At 66.6% G+C, this 16,763-nt stretch carries 11 protein-coding genes; 3 read left to right on the top strand and 8 right to left on the bottom strand.

Features of this window, described 5'->3' with window-relative positions:
• On the bottom strand, nt 1-1,825 hold a 1,825-nt coding region (gene purL / locus B0E41_RS21755), incomplete at its 3' end, for a phosphoribosylformylglycinamidine synthase (RefSeq protein WP_077334392.1).
• Between the two features lie 194 nt (nt 1,826-2,019).
• On the bottom strand, nt 2,020-2,670 hold the full coding sequence (locus B0E41_RS21750; RefSeq protein ID WP_077334390.1) for a hypothetical protein: 651 nt from the start codon (nt 2,668-2,670) through the stop codon (nt 2,020-2,022).
• 116 nt (nt 2,671-2,786) lie between these two features.
• On the opposite strand from B0E41_RS21750, the gene map reads away from it, so the two are divergent.
• Together map and B0E41_RS21740 are read left to right on the top strand one after the other, a co-directional pair.
• Nucleotides 2,787-3,608 (top strand): type I methionyl aminopeptidase, encoded by an 822-nt coding sequence (map, locus tag B0E41_RS21745; protein ID WP_077334388.1) that lies wholly within the window; start codon nt 2,787-2,789, stop codon nt 3,606-3,608.
• 17 nt (nt 3,609-3,625) lie between these two features.
• Nucleotides 3,626-6,322 carry a [protein-PII] uridylyltransferase gene (locus tag B0E41_RS21740; protein ID WP_077334386.1) on the top strand — a complete coding sequence of 899 codons (2,697 nt, stop codon included), beginning with the start codon at nt 3,626-3,628 and terminating at the stop codon, nt 6,320-6,322.
• Nucleotides 6,323-6,383: 61 nt separating this feature from the next.
• On the opposite strand, the gene B0E41_RS21735 is transcribed toward B0E41_RS21740, so the two are convergent.
• The 4 genes from B0E41_RS21735 to def all read right to left on the bottom strand — a co-directional run bounded on the left by B0E41_RS21735 (nt 6,384) and on the right by def (nt 12,966).
• Nucleotides 6,384-9,539: an efflux RND transporter permease subunit gene (locus B0E41_RS21735; protein WP_077334384.1), complete on the bottom strand. Its 3,156-nt coding sequence runs from the start codon at nt 9,537-9,539 to the stop codon at nt 6,384-6,386.
• Nucleotides 9,540-9,549: 10 nt separating this feature from the next.
• Nucleotides 9,550-10,692 (bottom strand): efflux RND transporter periplasmic adaptor subunit, encoded by a 1,143-nt coding sequence (locus tag B0E41_RS21730; RefSeq protein WP_171984844.1) that lies wholly within the window; start codon nt 10,690-10,692, stop codon nt 9,550-9,552.
• 5 nt (nt 10,693-10,697) lie between these two features.
• Nucleotides 10,698-12,113 (bottom strand): efflux transporter outer membrane subunit, encoded by a 1,416-nt coding sequence (locus B0E41_RS21725; protein ID WP_253195073.1) that lies wholly within the window; start codon nt 12,111-12,113, stop codon nt 10,698-10,700.
• Nucleotides 12,114-12,426: 313 nt separating this feature from the next.
• Entirely contained in the window at nt 12,427-12,966 is a 540-nt protein-coding gene (def, locus tag B0E41_RS21720) for a peptide deformylase (RefSeq protein ID WP_077334378.1), read from the bottom strand.
• A 111-nt stretch (nt 12,967-13,077) separates the two neighbouring features.
• Here def and B0E41_RS21715 point away from each other — a divergent pair, with 111 nt between their 5' ends.
• Complete coding sequence (locus B0E41_RS21715; RefSeq protein ID WP_077334376.1) at nt 13,078-13,401, top strand: hypothetical protein; 324 nt, start codon at nt 13,078-13,080, stop codon at nt 13,399-13,401.
• A 7-nt stretch (nt 13,402-13,408) separates the two neighbouring features.
• Here the strand turns inward: B0E41_RS21715 and ligA are convergent, their stop codons facing one another.
• Complete coding sequence (ligA, locus tag B0E41_RS21710; protein WP_077334374.1) at nt 13,409-15,496, bottom strand: NAD-dependent DNA ligase LigA; 2,088 nt, start codon at nt 15,494-15,496, stop codon at nt 13,409-13,411.
• Nucleotides 15,497-15,609: 113 nt separating this feature from the next.
• Entirely contained in the window at nt 15,610-16,755 is a 1,146-nt protein-coding gene (locus B0E41_RS21705) for a cell division protein ZipA C-terminal FtsZ-binding domain-containing protein (protein ID WP_077334372.1), read from the bottom strand.
• Between the last annotated feature and the right edge of the window lie 8 nt (nt 16,756-16,763).

Genomic DNA, 16,763 nt, shown 5'->3' with positions numbered 1-16,763 from the left:
GAAGGGGCAAGTCCACAGCGCCCACGGTCAGGTGCCGCTCTTCAGTCGCCACGCCAACCACCGAGAACGGGCAGCGCTCGCGCTCGCAAAACGCCTTGAACTGGGGGAGCGACTCGGGCGCGATGGCCAGCACGTAGCGTTCCTGGCTCTCGTTGCACCAGATTTCCTTGGGCGCCAGACCGCTCTCTTCCAGCGGCACGGCGCGCAGGTCGAAGCGCGCGCCCCGGCCGGCGTCGTTGGTCAGCTCGGGGAAGGCGTTGGACAAGCCACCCGCGCCCACGTCGTGGATGAACAGCACCGGGTTCTTTTCGCCCTGCGCCCAGCAGTGGTTGATGACCTCCTGCGCGCGGCGCTCGATCTCGGGGTTGCCGCGCTGCACCGAGTCGAAGTCGAGCGAAGCGGCGTTGGTGCCGCTGGCCATGGAGCTGGCCGCGCTGCCGCCCATGCCGATCTTCATGCCCGGGCCGCCGAGCTGGATGAGCAAGGAGCCTGCGGGGAAGTCGACTTTCTTGGTCTGACCGGCGTCGATCTGGCCCAGGCCGCCCGCGATCATGATGGGCTTGTGGTAACCGCGGGTCACGCCGCCCACGTCCTGCTCGTATTCGCGGAAGTAGCCCAGCAGGTTCGGGCGGCCGAACTCGTTGTTGAACGCGGCGCCGCCCAGCGGGCCCTCGGTCATGATCTGCAGCGGACTGGCGATGTGCTCGGGTTTGCCGCCCGGCTGGTCGCTCAGGCCGCCCCAGAGCTTGGAGACGGTGAAGCCAGTCAGGCCGGCCTTGGGCTTGGAGCCACGGCCAGTGGCGCCCTCGTCTCGAATCTCGCCGCCTGCGCCGGTGGAGGCGCCAGGAAACGGGGAAATCGCGGTCGGGTGGTTGTGGGTTTCCACCTTCATCAGGATGTGGTGGGTGGCGGCCTCTGCTTCGTAGGCGGGCGACGCATCGGCACCCGCGCGGGCCACGAAGCGCTCCAGCTGGTGACCTTCCATGATCGACGCGTTGTCGGAGTACGCGACGATGGTGTGTTGCGGCGAGGTCTGGTGCGTGTGCCGGATCATGCCGAACAGGCTCTTGTCCTGCGCCACGCCGTCGATGGTGAACTGCGCGTTGAAGATTTTGTGGCGGCAGTGCTCGCTGTTGGCTTGCGCAAACATCATCAGCTCGACGTCGGTCGGGTTGCGCTTCAGCCCGTTGAAGGCATTGACCAGGTAGTCGATTTCGTCGTCGGCCAGGGCCAGGCCCCAGTCGACATTGGCCTTCTCCAACGCGGCCCGGCCCCCACCCAGCACGTTCACGTGAGCCATCGGCTCGGGGTGCAGCTCCGTGAACAGGGCTTCGGCCTGGCTGCGCTCGGTGGTCACGGCCTCGGTCATGCGGTCGTGCAACACGTCGGCCACGGCGCGCAATTGCTCTGTACTCAGGCTGGTCTTGCCCAAAATGGCCGAAGTGAGGCCACTCTTCAAGCCGATGCGGAATTCGACCAGCCGCTCGACGCGGTGCAGCGCCAGACCGCAGTTGTGGGCGATGTCGGTGGCCTTCGACGCCCAAGGCGACACGGTGCCCAGTCGCGGCATCACCAGCAGCGCGGGTGCACCGGCCTTTTCAAGGGTGAGATGCACCTCGGTGGCGGGTTCGCCATAGGTCATCAACTGGCCCACGCGCTCCAGGGTGGCTGCGTCGGGCTCGGCGTCGAACGACGCCAGATGCACGAAGCGGGCCGAGAGGCACGTGATCTTGTTGGAAACCGCTTGCAGGCGGGGCAGGAGTTGCTGGACTTTAAAGTCGCTGACGGCGTTGCCGCCTTCGAAGAAGCGCAGATGCAGGGTCACGGTGGGTGGCCTTGGGGCTGTCGGGCGCAGGGTGGCCCGGGGGATGGGTGGAAACCCGGGATTTTACCCGGGGCGCCCTGCCGGATCACGGCATGACGCGCGAGCCATCGACCACCAGGCCAGCGCGGAACCGGCTTCGCCGGGCCGCTGCTGGCGCCCCCTTGGGGGGTGACGCCGCAGGCGGCGCAGGGGGATCAGAACTGGTAGCCGACGCTCACCTTGATCACCGGCAGTACCCGGGCGCTGTTCAGGTCGTCCTGCACCTTGCGCTCTTCGGCCGCGATGGCCGCGGATGCGCCCGGCTGGGCGAGCAGGCCGCCGGAGCCCACCAGCGACACCTTGGGTTTGCCGATCGACACGCCCAGGTCCAGACCAAAGGTCCAGCCCGGCTCATTGAACCTGCCATGACCCCAACCCACGCCCACGTACGGCATGTTGCTGGGGTACTTGATGTTGGCTCGCAGCGAGTTGCCCGCAGCATTGAACGTCTGACCGTCGATGGTCACTGTGCCGTTGGTGGCCTGGGCGTCCAGCGCCGCCGCTGAGCCAGCGAAGGTCACGCCACCCACCAGGCGGAACGTGCCCATGAAGGGACGGAAGTCGGCGAAGACGCCGTTGCCCTTCAGCTTCAGGTCGCCCTTGTAGGTGATCTGGTCTTCGGTGTAGGTGTCCGACTCGGTCAGGCTGGCCAGTTCACCGCGCAGGCCGAAGGCCGGGCCGATCGGCAGGTTCAGGCCGACACCGAGGCCGCCCGTGCCAGCCACGCCGTACACGCCCACACCTTGTGCCATGGCCGAGCCCGACAGCAGTGCCAGCGACAAACCCACGACATGCAGTTTCTTCATTGTGATGGTCTCAGTAGAGTGTTGAAAGTGGGCGAGTATAGGGAGGCACATGGCGAAAAGGGCTGGTATGTCCCCTTCCGTTTCAAACCGTTTCTCTCCGCGGGATAATTGCGCCCATGAGCATCACCTACAAAGACGAAGCCGGTATCGCCGGCATGCGCACGGCCTGCCGTCTGGCCTCTGAAGTGCTGGACTTTCTCACGCCCCACATCCAGCCCGGCGTGACCACCCTTGAGATCGACCGCCTCTCTGCCGACTACATGAAGCAGCAGGGCACGCGTTCGGCCACCATCGGCTACCAGCCCAGCGGCTACCCGCCCTACCCCGGCCACCTCTGCACCTCGATCAACCAGGTCGTGTGCCACGGCATCCCGAACGAGAAGCCGCTGAAAAAAGGCGACATCCTCAACGTGGACGTCACGGTCATCACGCCCGAAGGCTGGTACGGCGACAACAGCCGCATGTTCCTGATCGGCGGCGAAGCGGCCTGCAGCGTGCAGGCCCGCCGCCTCTCCCTGGTCACCTTCGAGGCCATGTGGAAAGGCATCGTGATGGTCAAGCCCGGCGTTCGCCTGGGCGACATCGGCCACGCGATCCAGGTCTTTGCCGAGGGCAATGGCTATTCGGTGGTGCGCGAGTTCTGCGGCCATGGCATCGGCCAGCGCTTCCACGAAGAGCCGCAGGTGCTGCATTACGGCCGCCCGGGTACCCTGGAAGAGCTCAAGCCTGGCATGACCTTCACCATTGAGCCCATGATCAACGCGGGCAAGCGCGACATCAAGGAACAGGGCGACGGCTGGACCATCGTCACCAAGGACCGCTCGCTGTCCGCTCAGTGGGAACACACCATCCTCGTCACGCCCACCGGCTACGAGGTGTTGACGCTTTCGGCCGGCAGTCCGCCGCTGCCGGCATTCGTCACCACCACCAGCTGCTGAACCCGGGGAGACCGCGCATGGGTGACGCCAAAGGCGAAATCGGCGCCCTGCGCCTGCAGTACCGCAGCGACAAGGCTTCGTTGCTCGCCAACCTGGGTTTGCAAGGGTCCTCCACCCGCGGCGTGCGGCAGGCGCTGCAGCACCTGGCGCGCCTGACCGACCAGACCCTGCGCAAGCTCTGGGAAACGGCCGGTTTTGGCCCCGGGCACGCACTGATCGCCGCGGGCGGCTACGGTCGGGGTGAGCTGTTTCCCAACTCCGACGTCGACGTGTTGGTGCTCCTGCCCGATGGTGCTTCGCCCGAGGCGGACACCACGCTCAAGGAGCGCATCGAAGGGTTCATCGGGTCGTGCTGGGACGTGGGCCTGGAGATCGGTTCCAGCGTGCGTACCGTTGCCGAATGCGCCGATGAAGCCGGCCGCGACGTGACGGTGCAGACCTCGTTGCTCGAATGCCGGCTCATCACCGGCTCCAAGACCCAGTTCAACACCCTCGTCAACCAGCTCGGCGAGGCCATGGACCCCAAGGCCTTCTTTGTGGCGAAGTCATTGGAGATGCGCCAGCGGCACAACAAGTTCGAAAACACCCCCTACTCGCTGGAGCCCAACTGCAAGGAGTCGCCCGGTGGCTTGCGCGACCTGCAGGTGCTCCTCTGGGTGGCGAAGGCGGCCGGTCTGGGTCGCAGCTGGGACGAGCTCGCCCGCAAAGGCTTGGCCACGCCGCTGGAAGCACGCCAGATCAAGGCCAATGAGGCGCTGCTGAGCCTGATCCGGGCGCGCCTGCACCTCTTGGCCAACCGGCGCGAAGACCGCCTGGTGTTCGACCTGCAGACGGCGGTGGCCGAGTCGTTTGGTTTCAAGGCGGAAGTGCCTGCAGTAATCACCTCGGGCGGTGCCCTGGCAATGCCCACCGTGCGCATGGCGCGCCGCGCCAGCGAACAGCTGATGAAGCGCTACTACTGGGCGGCCAAGGCCGTGACCCAGCTCAACCAGATCTTGTTGCTCAACATCGAAGAACGCCTCAACAGCGACGAGATGGGGGTGGACCGCATGCGCCCGATCAACGAGCGCTTCTTCGACAAGGCCGGCATGCTGGAGGTCGCGAGCGACCACCTCTATGTTCAGCAGCCGCACGCCATCCTGGAAACCTTCCTGATCTACCAGACCACGGTGGGCATCAAAGGCCTGTCGGCCCGCACGCTGCGCGCGCTGTACAACGCGCGCCCGATCATGAACGCGAAGTTCCGCGCCGACCCGGCCAACCGCACCACGTTCATGCAGATCCTGCGGCAGAACGACGGCATCACGCACGCCCTGCGCCTGATGAACCAGACCTCGGTGCTCGGGCGCTATCTTTGGGTGTTCCGACACATCGTGGGGCAGATGCAGCACGACCTGTTCCACGTCTACACCGTGGACCAACACATCCTGATGGTGCTGCGCAATGTGCGCCGCTTCTTCATCGCCGAACATTCACACGAGTACCCCTTCTGCTCGCAACTGGCGGCCGGCTGGGACAAGCCGTGGATCTTCTACATCGCGGCGCTGTTCCACGACATCGCCAAAGGGCGCGGCGGCGATCATTCTGACCTCGGCGCCAAAGACGTGCGCGTCTTCTGCCGCCAGCACGGGATCGACCGCGAAGACGCGAAGCTGATCGAGTTTCTGGTGTCCGAGCACCTGACCATGAGCCGCATGGCACAGAAGGAAGACCTGAGCGACCCAGACGTTATCAGCGCGTTTGCGAAGCGTGTGGGCAACGAGCGCTACCTCACCGCGCTGTATTTGCTCACCGTGGCCGACATCCGTGGCACCAGTCCCAAGGTCTGGAACGCCTGGAAGGGCAAGCTGCTCGAAGACCTGTACCGCTACACCCTGCGCGCCCTCGGCGGCCGCGCGCCCGACCCGGACGCCGTGATCGAGTCGCGCAAGCGCGAAGCCCTGTCGATGCTCGCGCTGCATGCCCTGCCCCACCTGGCCCACAAAGCGCTCTGGGACACGTTGGACGTCGGCTATTTCATGCGCCACCAGGCCGACGAGATCGCCTGGCACACCCGCGTGCTCACCCGCCAGATCGCGATCAACGCGCGCGCCGAAGCAACGACCGCAGCTCCGGCAGCACCTCCTGAGCCCGACGCCGCCATCGTGCGCGCCCGCCTCTCCCCCGAGGGTGAGGGCGTACAGGTGCTGGTGTACGCGCCCGACCAGAACGACCTGTTTGCGCGCATCTGCGGCTACTTCGACAACGCTGGCTTCAGCATCCTGGATGCGCGCATCCACACCACCATGACCGGCCACGCGCTCGACACCTTCCAGGTCGTGGCGCCCACGCTCTCGGACCACTACCGCGAGCTGATCGCCATGGTCGAAAACAACCTGGCCAGCACCATCGACCAGCGCGGCCCGTTGCCCCCGCCCAGCAAAGGGCGCCTGTCGCGACGGGTCAAGAGCTTCCCGATCACGCCCCGCGTGGACCTGCGTCCCGACGAAAAGGCCCAGCGCTGGCTGTTGAGCGTTTCGGCCAGCGACCGTGCCGGCCTGCTCTATTGCATCTCGCGCGTGCTCGCTCAGCACGAGATCAGCGTGCAACTCGCGAAAGTCACAACGCTGGGCGAGCGGGTGGAAGACACCTTCTTGCTCAGCGGGCGCGAGTTGCAGATGAACAAGCGCCAGATCGAGATCGAGACGGAGCTGCTGGAAATTCTGGAGGGCTGAGGGCCCCCCGGCAGCGCCTCGACCGTCGAACCACCGTGGTGTGAGAGCCTCAACGGGCCGGTCAGACCTCGCTCAGCTGGGCAGGCACCGTCGGCGACGGCTTCTGCCTGAACAACCGGCCGAACCACAGCGACACGTCGTCCACGATCGTGAACACCGCGGGGATCACCAGCAGGCTCAGGAAGGTTGAGGTGATCAGGCCGCCGATCACGGCCACCGCCATCGGCGAGCGGAAGCTGCTGTCGGCCGAACCCCAACCCACGGCAATCGGCAACATGCCGGCGCCCATGGCGATGGTGGTCATCACGATAGGGCGGGCGCGCTTGTGGCAGGCGTCGAGGATCGCGTCCAGGCGGTTCATACCGTGCAGGCGTCTCGCTTCGATGGCGTACTCCACCAGCAGGATGGAGTTTTTCGTCGCCACGCCCATGAGCATGATCAGGCCTATCAGCGAAGGCATGGAAAACGCCTTGTTGGTCAGCAACAGCGCCACGAAAGCCCCGCCCAGCGAGAGCGGCAGTGCCGCCAGAATCGTGAACGGGTGCAAGAAGGCCTTGAACAACAGCACCAGCACGATGTAGATGCACAGCACACCGGTCAGCATGGCCAGGCCGAAGCTTGCGAACAGCTCACCCTGCACCTCGGCATCACCGATCTCCAGCACCGTCACACCCGGCGGCAGGTTCTGGATGCTGGGCAGCGCGTCCACGGCGGTTTTCATGTCGCCCAGCGCGATGCCGGCGAGTTCGACCTCGAAGTTGATGTTGCGCGAGCGGTCGTAGCGATCGATCACGGCGGGGCCGCCGCCGAATGCCAGGTTGGCGACCTGGCTGAGCATCACAGGGCCTCGCGAGCCGGGCACGGCCAGACGGCCGAGCACGTCCAGGTTTTCACGTGCGTCGGCTTGGAGTTTCACGACGATGGGCACCTGACGCTGCGGCAGGTTGAGCTTGGGCAGCGCGCTGTCGTAGTCGCCCACCGTCGCGATGCGCAAGGTTTCCGCGATCGCGCTGCTGGTCACCCCCAGGTCGGCGGCGCGTTCCAGATCGGGTGTCACGTTGATTTCGGTGCGCACCAGTGCGGCCGATGACTGGATGCTGCCCACGCCGCTGATCGTGCGCAGGTCGCGCTCGATGGCGCGCGCGGCGGTGGACAGCGCATTGGCGTCGTTGCCCGTGAGCGTGAGGATGTATTTTTCCCCCGAACCACCCAGCCCCACTTTGCTGCGCACCCCAGGCAGGTTGGACATGGCCTCGCGCAACTGGTTTTCGATCACCTGTTTGCGCGGGCGCTCGCCCCGTGCATCGAGCTGGATGGTCAGCGCCGCCTTGCGCGACTCGGCCGCACCCTGCGGCGCAAACGGGTCGGTGCCCGCCGAGCCGGAGCCAATGGTGGTGTAGACCGACTTCACGTGCTTCACCCCGTTGACCAGCACGCGCGCGTGTTCGGCCGTGGCCACGGTCTGCTTCAGCGTGGCGCCGGGCGGCAGCTCCAGGTAGACCTGCGTCTGCGAGTTGTCGTCGGCCGGGATGAAGCCCTGCGGCAGCAGCGGCACCAGCATGATGGAGCCGATGAAAAAGGCGCCGGCCAGGAACATCGTGACCCACCGGTGGCGGATGCACCAGGCGGCCCAGCCTTGGTAGGTGCGCAGCCAGGCCGGCTCTTCCTGGTTGTTCATCCAGGCCCAGATGCGTCCGAAGAAGGCGTTCTTGCGCGCCCATTGAGGACGGTCTTTGGCCAGCACAAAGGGCCGCATGATGTACGCCGCCATCATCGGTGTGAGCGCGCGCGCCACCACCAGCGAGGCGAACACGGCAAGGGCCGCCGTCCAGCCGAACTGCTTGAAAAACTTGCCCGGAATGCCCGACATGAAGGCCGTGGGGAGGAACACCGCGATCAGCGTGAAGGTGGTGGCGATCACGGCCATGCCGATCTCGTCGGCCGCTTCCATCGAGGCCTGGTACGGCGTCTTGCCCATGCGCATGTGGCGCACGATGTTCTCGACCTCGACGATGGCGTCGTCCACCAGGATGCCGACCACCAGCGACAGCGCCAGCAGCGTCACCACGTTGATGGTGAAGCCCAGGTAGTGCATGCCGATGAAGGCAGGGATGGCCGACAGCGGCAGCGCCACGGCCGACACCACCGTGGCACGGAAGTCGCGCAGGAACAGCCAGACCACCAGCACGGCGAGCAAGGCGCCTTCGTACAGCAGCGTCATGGAGGCGTTGAACTCGTCTTCCACCGGGGTCACGAAGTCAAAGGACTCGGTGATCTGCAGGTCCGGCCGGCTGGCCTGCAGGGCCTTCAGCTTGTCGCGTACACCGTGGCCAACCTCGACCTCGCTGGCGCCTTTGCTGCGCGCCACCTCGAAGCCCACCACCGGCTTTCCGTCGAGGAAGGCTGCGGCCGTGGGGTCGGCGATGGTGTCTTTCACGCTGGCGATCTGGTCCAGGCGGATGCGCCGACCGTCGGACAACGACAGCTCCAGCGCTGCCAGTTCCTCGGCCGATTTCAGGGACGAGAGCGTGCGCAGCGGTTGCTGGCTGCCGCCGATGTCGGCGCGGCCACCCGCACTCTCGATCTGCACCTTGGCCAGTTGCCGGGAGATGTCGGCCGCCGTGGCGCCCAACGACTGCAGTTTGAGCGGGTCGAGCAGGATCTGCACCTCGCGGTTCACGCCACCCACGCGGTTGATCGCGCCGACGCCGGGCACCGAGAGAAGCAGCTTGGCCACGTCGTTGTCGACAAACCACGACACGGCTTCGTCGTCCATCTTGTCCGAGCGCACCGTGTAGGCCAGCACCGCGCCACCGGCCAACTCCAGCTTGTTGATGATGGGTTCGCGCAGGTCGGTCGGCAGGTCACCCCGCACCTTGGCCACGGCCGAGCGCACGTCGTCCAGCGCTTCCTGGGTGGCCTTCTCGATGCGGAATTCGGCGGTGATGGACACCGTGCCGTCCTGCACCTTGGTGTAGATGTGTTTCAGGCCCTGCAGCGAGGCGAGGCTGTTTTCGATCTTGCGCGCGACATCGTTTTCAAGCTGATTGGGCGCGGCGCCCGGCAGGCTGGCGACGATGGTGATGTTGGGAACGTCCAGGTCGGGGAAGTTCTGCACCTTCATCGCCTGGAATGAAAACAGGCCGGCGAGCGTGAGCATGACGAACAGCATCGCCGCCGGAATGGGGTTTCGTATCGACCAAGCGGAAACGTTCATGGTCTGCCCTTTACTGAACAATCTTCACGAGGTCACCCTCGTTCAGGAAACCTGCGCCCTGCACCGCCACGGCCTCTTCGGCCTTGAGACCTTGCAGCAGTTCCACACGCTCGCCCACACGGCGGCCGGTCTCCACCTTGCGCTGGACCGCCTTGTTGTCGGCACCGACCACAAACACATAGTTGTGGCCGTCGCGCACGACGATGGCCTGGCCCGGCACGGTGAGCGCCTGGCTTTCCCCGATCAAAAAGCGGCCGCGTGCAAAGGTGCCGGCCTTGAGCTCGGTGTGGCGCGGCAGGTCGGCGAACACCAGCACGTTGCGGGTCTGCGGGTCGGCCGTGGGCGCGATGGCGCGCACCGTCCCTTTGACTTCCAGGCCGCTGGCGGCGGTCACGTCCACCTTCTGCCCGACTTTGATGCGGCCCACCTCGGACGGCGTCACCTCGGCGTGCCATTCCATGCGGCTCTGGCGCACCAGCCGGAACAGTTCCTGGCCAGCGCCGGCCACTGCACCCACCGTGGCGGTGCGCGCGGAAATCACGCCGTCGTCCGGCGCGAGCACCTGGGTGTTGCCCAGCCGCACCTGGCTGGCGGCGTACGCTGCCTTCGCGGCTTCCCACTGTGCCCGGGTGACCTTTTCCTGCGTCAGGTACTGCGCAATCTGCGACTGCGACAGGGCACCCGTGTCCTGGATCGAACGTGCCCGGTCGGCGTCGGCTTTGGCGTTCTCGAATGCGGCCTCGGCCTGCATCACGCTGGCCTTGCCTTGCAGGCTTTCGGCAGCCGTGGTTTCGCGCGCGAACGTGGCGAGCACCTGCCCCTTGCGCACAGCGTCACCGATGTTGACGTTCACCGTGGCCAGGCGCAGGCCGGGCAGTTCGGCCCCCACACTGGCTTCCTGCCAGGCGGCGATGTTGCCATTGGCCTGCAGTTGGAGCAGCAAGGTGTCGGTCGTGGGTTTGGCCACCGACACCGTCATGGCCGGCTTGGGCGCGGTGGCCGGGGCCGCCTCGTCGGTCGGCGCGGGCGCAGCGGCTGCGGAAGCAGCACCCGCTCCACCCTCGGCGGGCTTGCTGCAACCGGCCACGATCAGGGCCGCAGACAGTGCAGCCCAGCTGAGCCGGCGCAGACCGGCGGAGGAAGTAGAAGACATGGCGTTCATGAAGGTTTCCGGACGGGTTCGGGGGTGACCTGGGGATCAAAGCCGCCACCCAGGGCGATGTACAAAGCAATCCAGGTATTGAGCTGTTCCAGTTGCAGCGTGACCGCGCTGCTGTCGGCGTTGAGCTTGAGGCGGCGCGCTTCTTCCAGCTCGTTGAGGTTGGCCAGGCCGACACGGTAACGCGCCTGCGTGGCGTCGAAGGACCGGGTGTAGCCGGACACCGCGTCGTGGTTGGACGACTGCTGTTGCTGCAACGCCGAGAGGGCCACCAGCGACTGCTCCACCTCGGCCACGGCCTGGCGCAGCGTGGCGGCGTAGGCGAGGCCCGCCGCTTCGTAGCGCGCCTGGGCCGCGTCGGCGGCGGCGTTCAGCCCACCGCGCCCGGTCAGCGGCAGGCTCACAGTGAGCGGGCCGACGGACCAGGTGTTGAACGTGGTGTCGCCCGCGCTGGTGGAAAAGCGGTTGCGCAACCAGCTGCCCGACAGGCTCAGGCTGGGCCACAGTGCGGCGCGCGCCACGCCCACCCCTTCGGCGGCCGCCGCCAGCTCGCGCTGAATGCGCGCCACGTCGGGCCGCTGGCGGATGACGTCGGCCGGCACGGCGCCCACGCTCAGGCGCTCGGCCATGCGCTGAGGGTCCGAGAGCGCGCTGGTGGCGCCCAGGCGCTCGCGCAGCGCGGGCTCGGCTTCGCCCGTGAGCGCCACCAGCGCCTTGAGTTGTTGTTCGCACTGGCTGGTCTGCTGGGCCAGGCGGCCCTCGGCGTCGGCGTTGCTGGCGCGGGCCAGAGCCGACACGGCGGGCGCGGTGAGACCAGCGCGCTCTGATACTCCAGCGCTGTCGGCGGTGGCGCGGCGCGATTGTTGATCGCCCCGCGTGATCTCGAGTTGCACGCGGCAGGCGCGGTGCCCCTGGTAGAGGCGCGCCGTTTCGGCCGCCACCAGCACGCGCGCTTCGTGCCAGCCGGCGTTGGCCGCGTCTTGCTGGGCGCTGGCCTGCCGCACGCTGGCGGCGTTCTGCCCCCACACATCCAGCGCCCACGACGCCTGAACACCCGCGCCCAAGGCGGTGCCCAGCGGAGTGCCCTGCGCCACGCCACGAGAGGCGCTCGCCACGGCGGCGAGTTGTGGGCCAGCCGCGCTGTCGGCACCGGCGAGAGCGGCGCGTGCCGACGCCACCTGAGCGCGGGCCGACGCCACGCTGGCGCTGCGCGCCTGCGCCTGGGCGATCAACCCAGCCAACGCCGGGTCACCGAGCTGGGTCCACCAGTCGGTGAGGGAGGCGGCTTGCCCCTGGTGCGGCAGGGGCGGCGCGTACCACGCACCCGGCAGCGGCTCAGCCGGTTGGTCCGGCGGCTGGGTCACCGCACACCCGCTCAGCACGGCCGCACTGACCACCACGGCAAACGTTCGCATCATCAATTCAGGTCCTTGGTCGGTAGGGGTAAGGGAAAACACTCTAGTTGATTTCACACGACGAACGTGTCGGTTTGTTTCAGACAGGTTTCGATCTTCTTTTGGTAACTTTTTTGCAACTGTTTCAGCACCATCTGCTGGCGGCACACAGGCCGCATCCGTTTTTCACGGCGCCGGAGCGCCACCCCGACGCATGAAACGGTGCAACCCAGGGGCACCGCCGGGCCGGCTTTGCCGGACGGCCAGTGCCGTCCCCCTCCCGCCGAAGGCGAGAGAGGGGGGTGACGCGGAGCGGCGCGGGGGGTGTTTCACTTCAGTCGTCGTCGGCCGGGTCCAGGCCAGGAAACAGCACGTCCGTGAAGCCAAAGCGGCTGAAATCACGCACCCGCATCGGGTAGAGCACGCCCAACAAGTGGTCGCATTCGTGCTGCACCACGCGAGCATGAAAACCCTCGGCCTCCCGGTCCACCCGGCTGCCATCGGGGGCGAAGCCCTGGTAGCGGATGCGCTTCCAGCGGGGCACCACGGCGCGCAGGCCGGGCACCGACAGGCAGCCCTCCCAGCCCTCTTCCTCTTCCTCGCCCAACGGCACGACCGCCGGGTTGATCAGCACCGTGCGCGGTACGACCGGTGCCTCCGGATAACGGGGGTTGGTCGCACCGGTGCCGAAGATCACCAGCTGCAGGTCCACGCCGATCTGAGGCGCGGCCAGTCCGGCGCCATGGGCGGCCGCCATGGTTTCCTCCATGTCGGCGATCAGCCCGTGCAGCTCGGGGGTGTTGAAGGCCGTGACGGGTTGCGCGGGCCGCAACAGCCTGGGGTCGCCCATCTTGAGGATCGTGTGAATGGCCATGGGTGAGATGAATTTGGGGTTTTGCCCGGATGGCGCGCGATTGTGGCGCAGCTACAGTGGGGCTCAATACCCGCCACCGTAATTGCTGACACCCCGTTGTCAGGAGGACCCATGAAAACGACGCTGATTGGCACCGCTCTGTTCACCCTCCTGTTCTCCGGAGCGGCCAGCGCCCAGGGCGCCGAGATTTACAAAGGCACCGATCTCGCGCTGGGCGAAAAACTGATCGCGGAACACCGATGTGTGGCCTGCCACGTGAGCAAGGTCGGTGGCGACGGCAGTGCCATGTACAAGCCGATGGGCAAAATCAACAGCGCCGGCCTGCTGCGTGGCATGGTGGAAATGTGCAACACCACCATGAACCTGGGGATGTTCCCGGAAGAGGTCAGCGCCGTGGCGGCGGTGTTGAACCGCGACCACTACAAGTTCAAGTGAAGGTCGTTCAACCCTGCGGCTGCCCCAACAGCGCCAGCATGCCCGCTTCGTCCAGTACAGGCACGCCCAGCGCCTGTGCCTTGTCCAGCTTGCTGCCGGCCTCGGCACCAGCCACCACGTAGTCGGTTTTTTTGCTCACCGAGCCGGCCACCTTGGCACCAGCGGCTTCGAGCAGGTCTTTGGCTTGATCGCGGCTGAGCGTGGGGAAGGTCCCGGTCAGCACAAAGGTCTTGCCCGCCAGCGGCAGCACCGCGCGTTCGGCCGGTTCGCCCTCTTCCCAGGTCAGGCCGCAGGCGCGGAGCTGTTCCACGACCTCTCGGTTGTGCGGCTGATCGAAGAAGGTGCGCACGCTCTGCGCCACCACCGGGCCCACATCGTTCACCTCAAGCAACTGTTCGACGCTGGCGTCCATGATGCCGTCCAGCCGGCCGAAGTGGCGCGCCAGGTCTTTGGCCGTGGTCTCGCCGACGTGGCGGATGCCCAGACCGAACAGGAAGCGCGGCAAGGTGGTGTGCTTGGACTTCTCCAGCGCGGCCACGATGTTCTGCGCCGATTTGTCGGCCATGCGGTCCAGGCTGGCGAGCGCGGCGAAACCGAGGCGGTACAGGTCGGGCAAGGTCTTGACCACGCCCGCGTCCACGAGCTGCTCCACCAGTTTGTCGCCGAGTCCTTCGATCTCCACCGCGCGGCGGTGCGCGAAATGCAGGAAGGCCTCTTTGCGCTGGGCGCCACAGAACAGGCCGCCGGTGCAGCGGTGGTCGACCTCGCCCTCTTCGCGCACGGCATCGCTGCCGCACACCGGGCAGACCTGCGGCATGGTGAAGACCTGGGCGCCTTCGGGCCGTTTTTCGGGCAGCACCGCCACCACCTCAGGGATCACGTCGCCCGCGCGGCGCACGATCACCGTGTCGCCGACGCGCACGTCCTTGCGGCGCGCTTCGTCTTCGTTGTGCAGCGTGGCGTTGGTGACTGTCACGTTGCCCACGAACACCGGCGCGAGCTTGGCCACCGGCGTGAGCTTGCCGGTGCGCCCCACCTGCACGTCGATGGCGAGCACCGTGGTCAGTTGCTCCTGCGCCGGGTACTTGTGTGCCACGGCCCAGCGCGGCTCGCGCGTGACAAAGCCGAGCTGGCGCTGTTGCGCGAGCGAGTTGACCTTGTAGACCACGCCATCGATGTCGTAGGGCAACTGGTCGCGCGCCGCACCGATGCGCTGATGGAACGCGATCAGTTCGTCGGCGCCCTGAGCCAGCGTGGTCTGTTCGGCCACAGGAAAGCCCCAGGCCTTGAGCTGCATGAGCAGGTCGAAGTGGCTGTCAAACACAGGGCCACCCTGTTCCGGCAGCGTGATCTGGCCCAGACCGTAGGCGAAAAAGCTCAGAGGACGTTGGGCGGCGATGCGGGAGTCGAGCTGGCGCACGGCGCCAGCCGCCGCGTTGCGCGGGTTGACGAAGGTCTTTTCCCCCTTGGCACCGGCCGCAATCTTGGCACGCTGCTTTTCATTGAGCGCGTCGAAATCATCGCGACGCATGTAGACCTCGCCACGCACTTCGAGCACGGGCGGCGCCTTGGCAGGCAGACGAAGCGGCACTTGTCCGATGGTCTTGATGTTGTTCGTCACATCTTCACCGACCTCACCGTCACCCCGAGTCGCCGCTTGCACCAGCGCACCCGCTTCATAGCGCAAGCTCATGGCCAAGCCATCGAACTTGAGTTCGGCCACATAGCCGACGGGTCCATCGGCGGCTGTCAGACCGAGCGCACGGCGCACACGGGTGTCGAAATTGCGCGCGCCGGTGGGTTCGGTGTCGGTCTCGGTGTTGATCGACAGCATCGGTACCGCATGCCGCACCGGCGTGAAACCGTCGAGCACGGTCCCGATCACCCGCTGCGTCGGCGAGTCGGGGGTCAGCAGTTCAGGGTGCGCTGTTTCCAGCGCCTGCAGCTCCTGAAACAGCCGGTCGTACTCCGCGTCTGGAATCTCCGGGTCGTCCAATGTGTAGTAGCGGTGGGCGTGGTGGTGCAACACCGCGCGCAACTCGGCCGCGAGCTCGGCCGGCGATGGTTCAGACGAAAACAGATCAGAAGTGCTCATGATCAGAAGGCAACAGTCAGAAAGAGGGGAATCTTTGCAAGGATGCCGCGGAACCGGCTTTGCCGGGCCGCCAGCATCGCCCCCTGGGGGGTCACGCGAAGCGTGGCGGGGGGTTAACTAAAAAGCCTTCGAGCCTGCGGCGAACCCGCCGACAGATCGTGGCTGTCCAACGCGTCGTACAGGCTTTCAAGGTCGGACCCGATGGCGTCCATGGTGTCGGTCGAGAGCATCTGGCCGGCGTCGTCGGTGATCACGCCGTCCATCGCTTCGGCCAGCGCGGCGGCGGCCTGGCGCATGCGCACGAAGGGCTGCTCGCTGCGCGGCACGTGGGTGACTTCCAGCGAGAGCGCCACTTCGCGCAGGGCACTCTGCTCGGGGTCTTCGGCCATGGCGGCCTGGGGATCGAAGGCCAGGCTCAGGATCGGCGCCTGACCGGCCACGCTGCCCGGCAGCACCATGCGTCCTGGCAGCACACCAGCCACGAACCCGAAACGGGCGGCGTTCTGCGACACATAACCCGGGCTCCAGGCGACGCGGCGTGCACGCAGGGTGAAACCGAGCTGGGCGTCGTGGCCACTGGCAAACGCGTCGAGTTCGCGGGCGCGGGCCACCTCGCCACGCATGTCGGGGAAGTCGGGCATGGCGCCCACCGCGTCGGCAAAGGCTTGCGCCTTGACCACGAACTCGGAAAACTCGATGTCGTTGAGCGCACCAGCGCGATTGGCCAACTGCACGCCGACCTGCAGGGCCCGGTAGCGCTGCCCGGGGCGCGGACTCTCCCACTCGCCGCCGTCATCGACCGACGCCTCGACCGCAAAAGGTTTGCTCCCCACGCGGCGCGTGCCCGGCAGTGCGGCCAGCAAGGCCTCGCCCGACACCTCGCCTTCAAGCTGCAGCGGCGCGATCACGTCGATCAGCGCATCCAGCCCGGGCTTTTTTTCCGGTGAAGTCACCACATGGTTGAGCGTCACGGCCACGGTGGGGATGGGACGGGCTTCTTCGCGCACCGACACGGCGGACACGGGCGCGTCAACAAACACTGGCTCGATGCGCTCGGCCTCCCCTGGCTCTCCTGCATCGGGGACATCGTTCAGGGATCGATCATCCTCTCTGTTCGCCATCGCCGCGGGTGCGTCAGCGCTTGGCTGTTCACGCGCTGTGCGTGGCGCATTGCGGCTGGTGACCCAGGCGTTGTAGGCAACCACGCCCGCGAGGATGAGACCTCCAACAATGGCCAGACTGATCTGCAAGGTGCTCATGGGGTGGT

Origin of the sequence: Hydrogenophaga sp. A37, assembly GCF_002001205.1 — a bacterium.
Lineage (GTDB): Bacteria > Pseudomonadota > Gammaproteobacteria > Burkholderiales > Burkholderiaceae_C > Hydrogenophaga.
The sequence above is the reverse complement of the archived record's forward strand: the minus strand, read 5'-3'. Positions and strand labels throughout refer to the sequence as shown.

Bases quoted from the DNA above. Each gene is read 5' to 3' on its own strand.
- B0E41_RS21715 (WP_077334376.1), top strand. From the start codon at position 13,078: ATGAAAACGACGCTGATTGGCACCGCTCTGTTCACCCTCCTGTTCTCC.
- B0E41_RS21740 (WP_077334386.1), top strand. From the start codon at position 3,626: ATGGGTGACGCCAAAGGCGAAATCGGCGCCCTGCGCCTGCAGTACCGC.
- def (WP_077334378.1), bottom strand. From the start codon at position 12,966: ATGGCCATTCACACGATCCTCAAGATGGGCGACCCCAGGCTGTTGCGG.
- map (WP_077334388.1), top strand. From the start codon at position 2,787: ATGAGCATCACCTACAAAGACGAAGCCGGTATCGCCGGCATGCGCACG.
- ligA (WP_077334374.1), bottom strand. From the start codon at position 15,496: ATGAGCACTTCTGATCTGTTTTCGTCTGAACCATCGCCGGCCGAGCTC.
- B0E41_RS21730 (WP_171984844.1), bottom strand. From the start codon at position 10,692: ATGTCTTCTACTTCCTCCGCCGGTCTGCGCCGGCTCAGCTGGGCTGCA.
- B0E41_RS21735 (WP_077334384.1), bottom strand. From the start codon at position 9,539: ATGAACGTTTCCGCTTGGTCGATACGAAACCCCATTCCGGCGGCGATG.
- B0E41_RS21750 (WP_077334390.1), bottom strand. From the start codon at position 2,670: ATGAAGAAACTGCATGTCGTGGGTTTGTCGCTGGCACTGCTGTCGGGC.
- B0E41_RS21705 (WP_077334372.1), bottom strand. From the start codon at position 16,755: ATGAGCACCTTGCAGATCAGTCTGGCCATTGTTGGAGGTCTCATCCTC.
- B0E41_RS21725 (WP_253195073.1), bottom strand. From the start codon at position 12,113: ATGCGAACGTTTGCCGTGGTGGTCAGTGCGGCCGTGCTGAGCGGGTGT.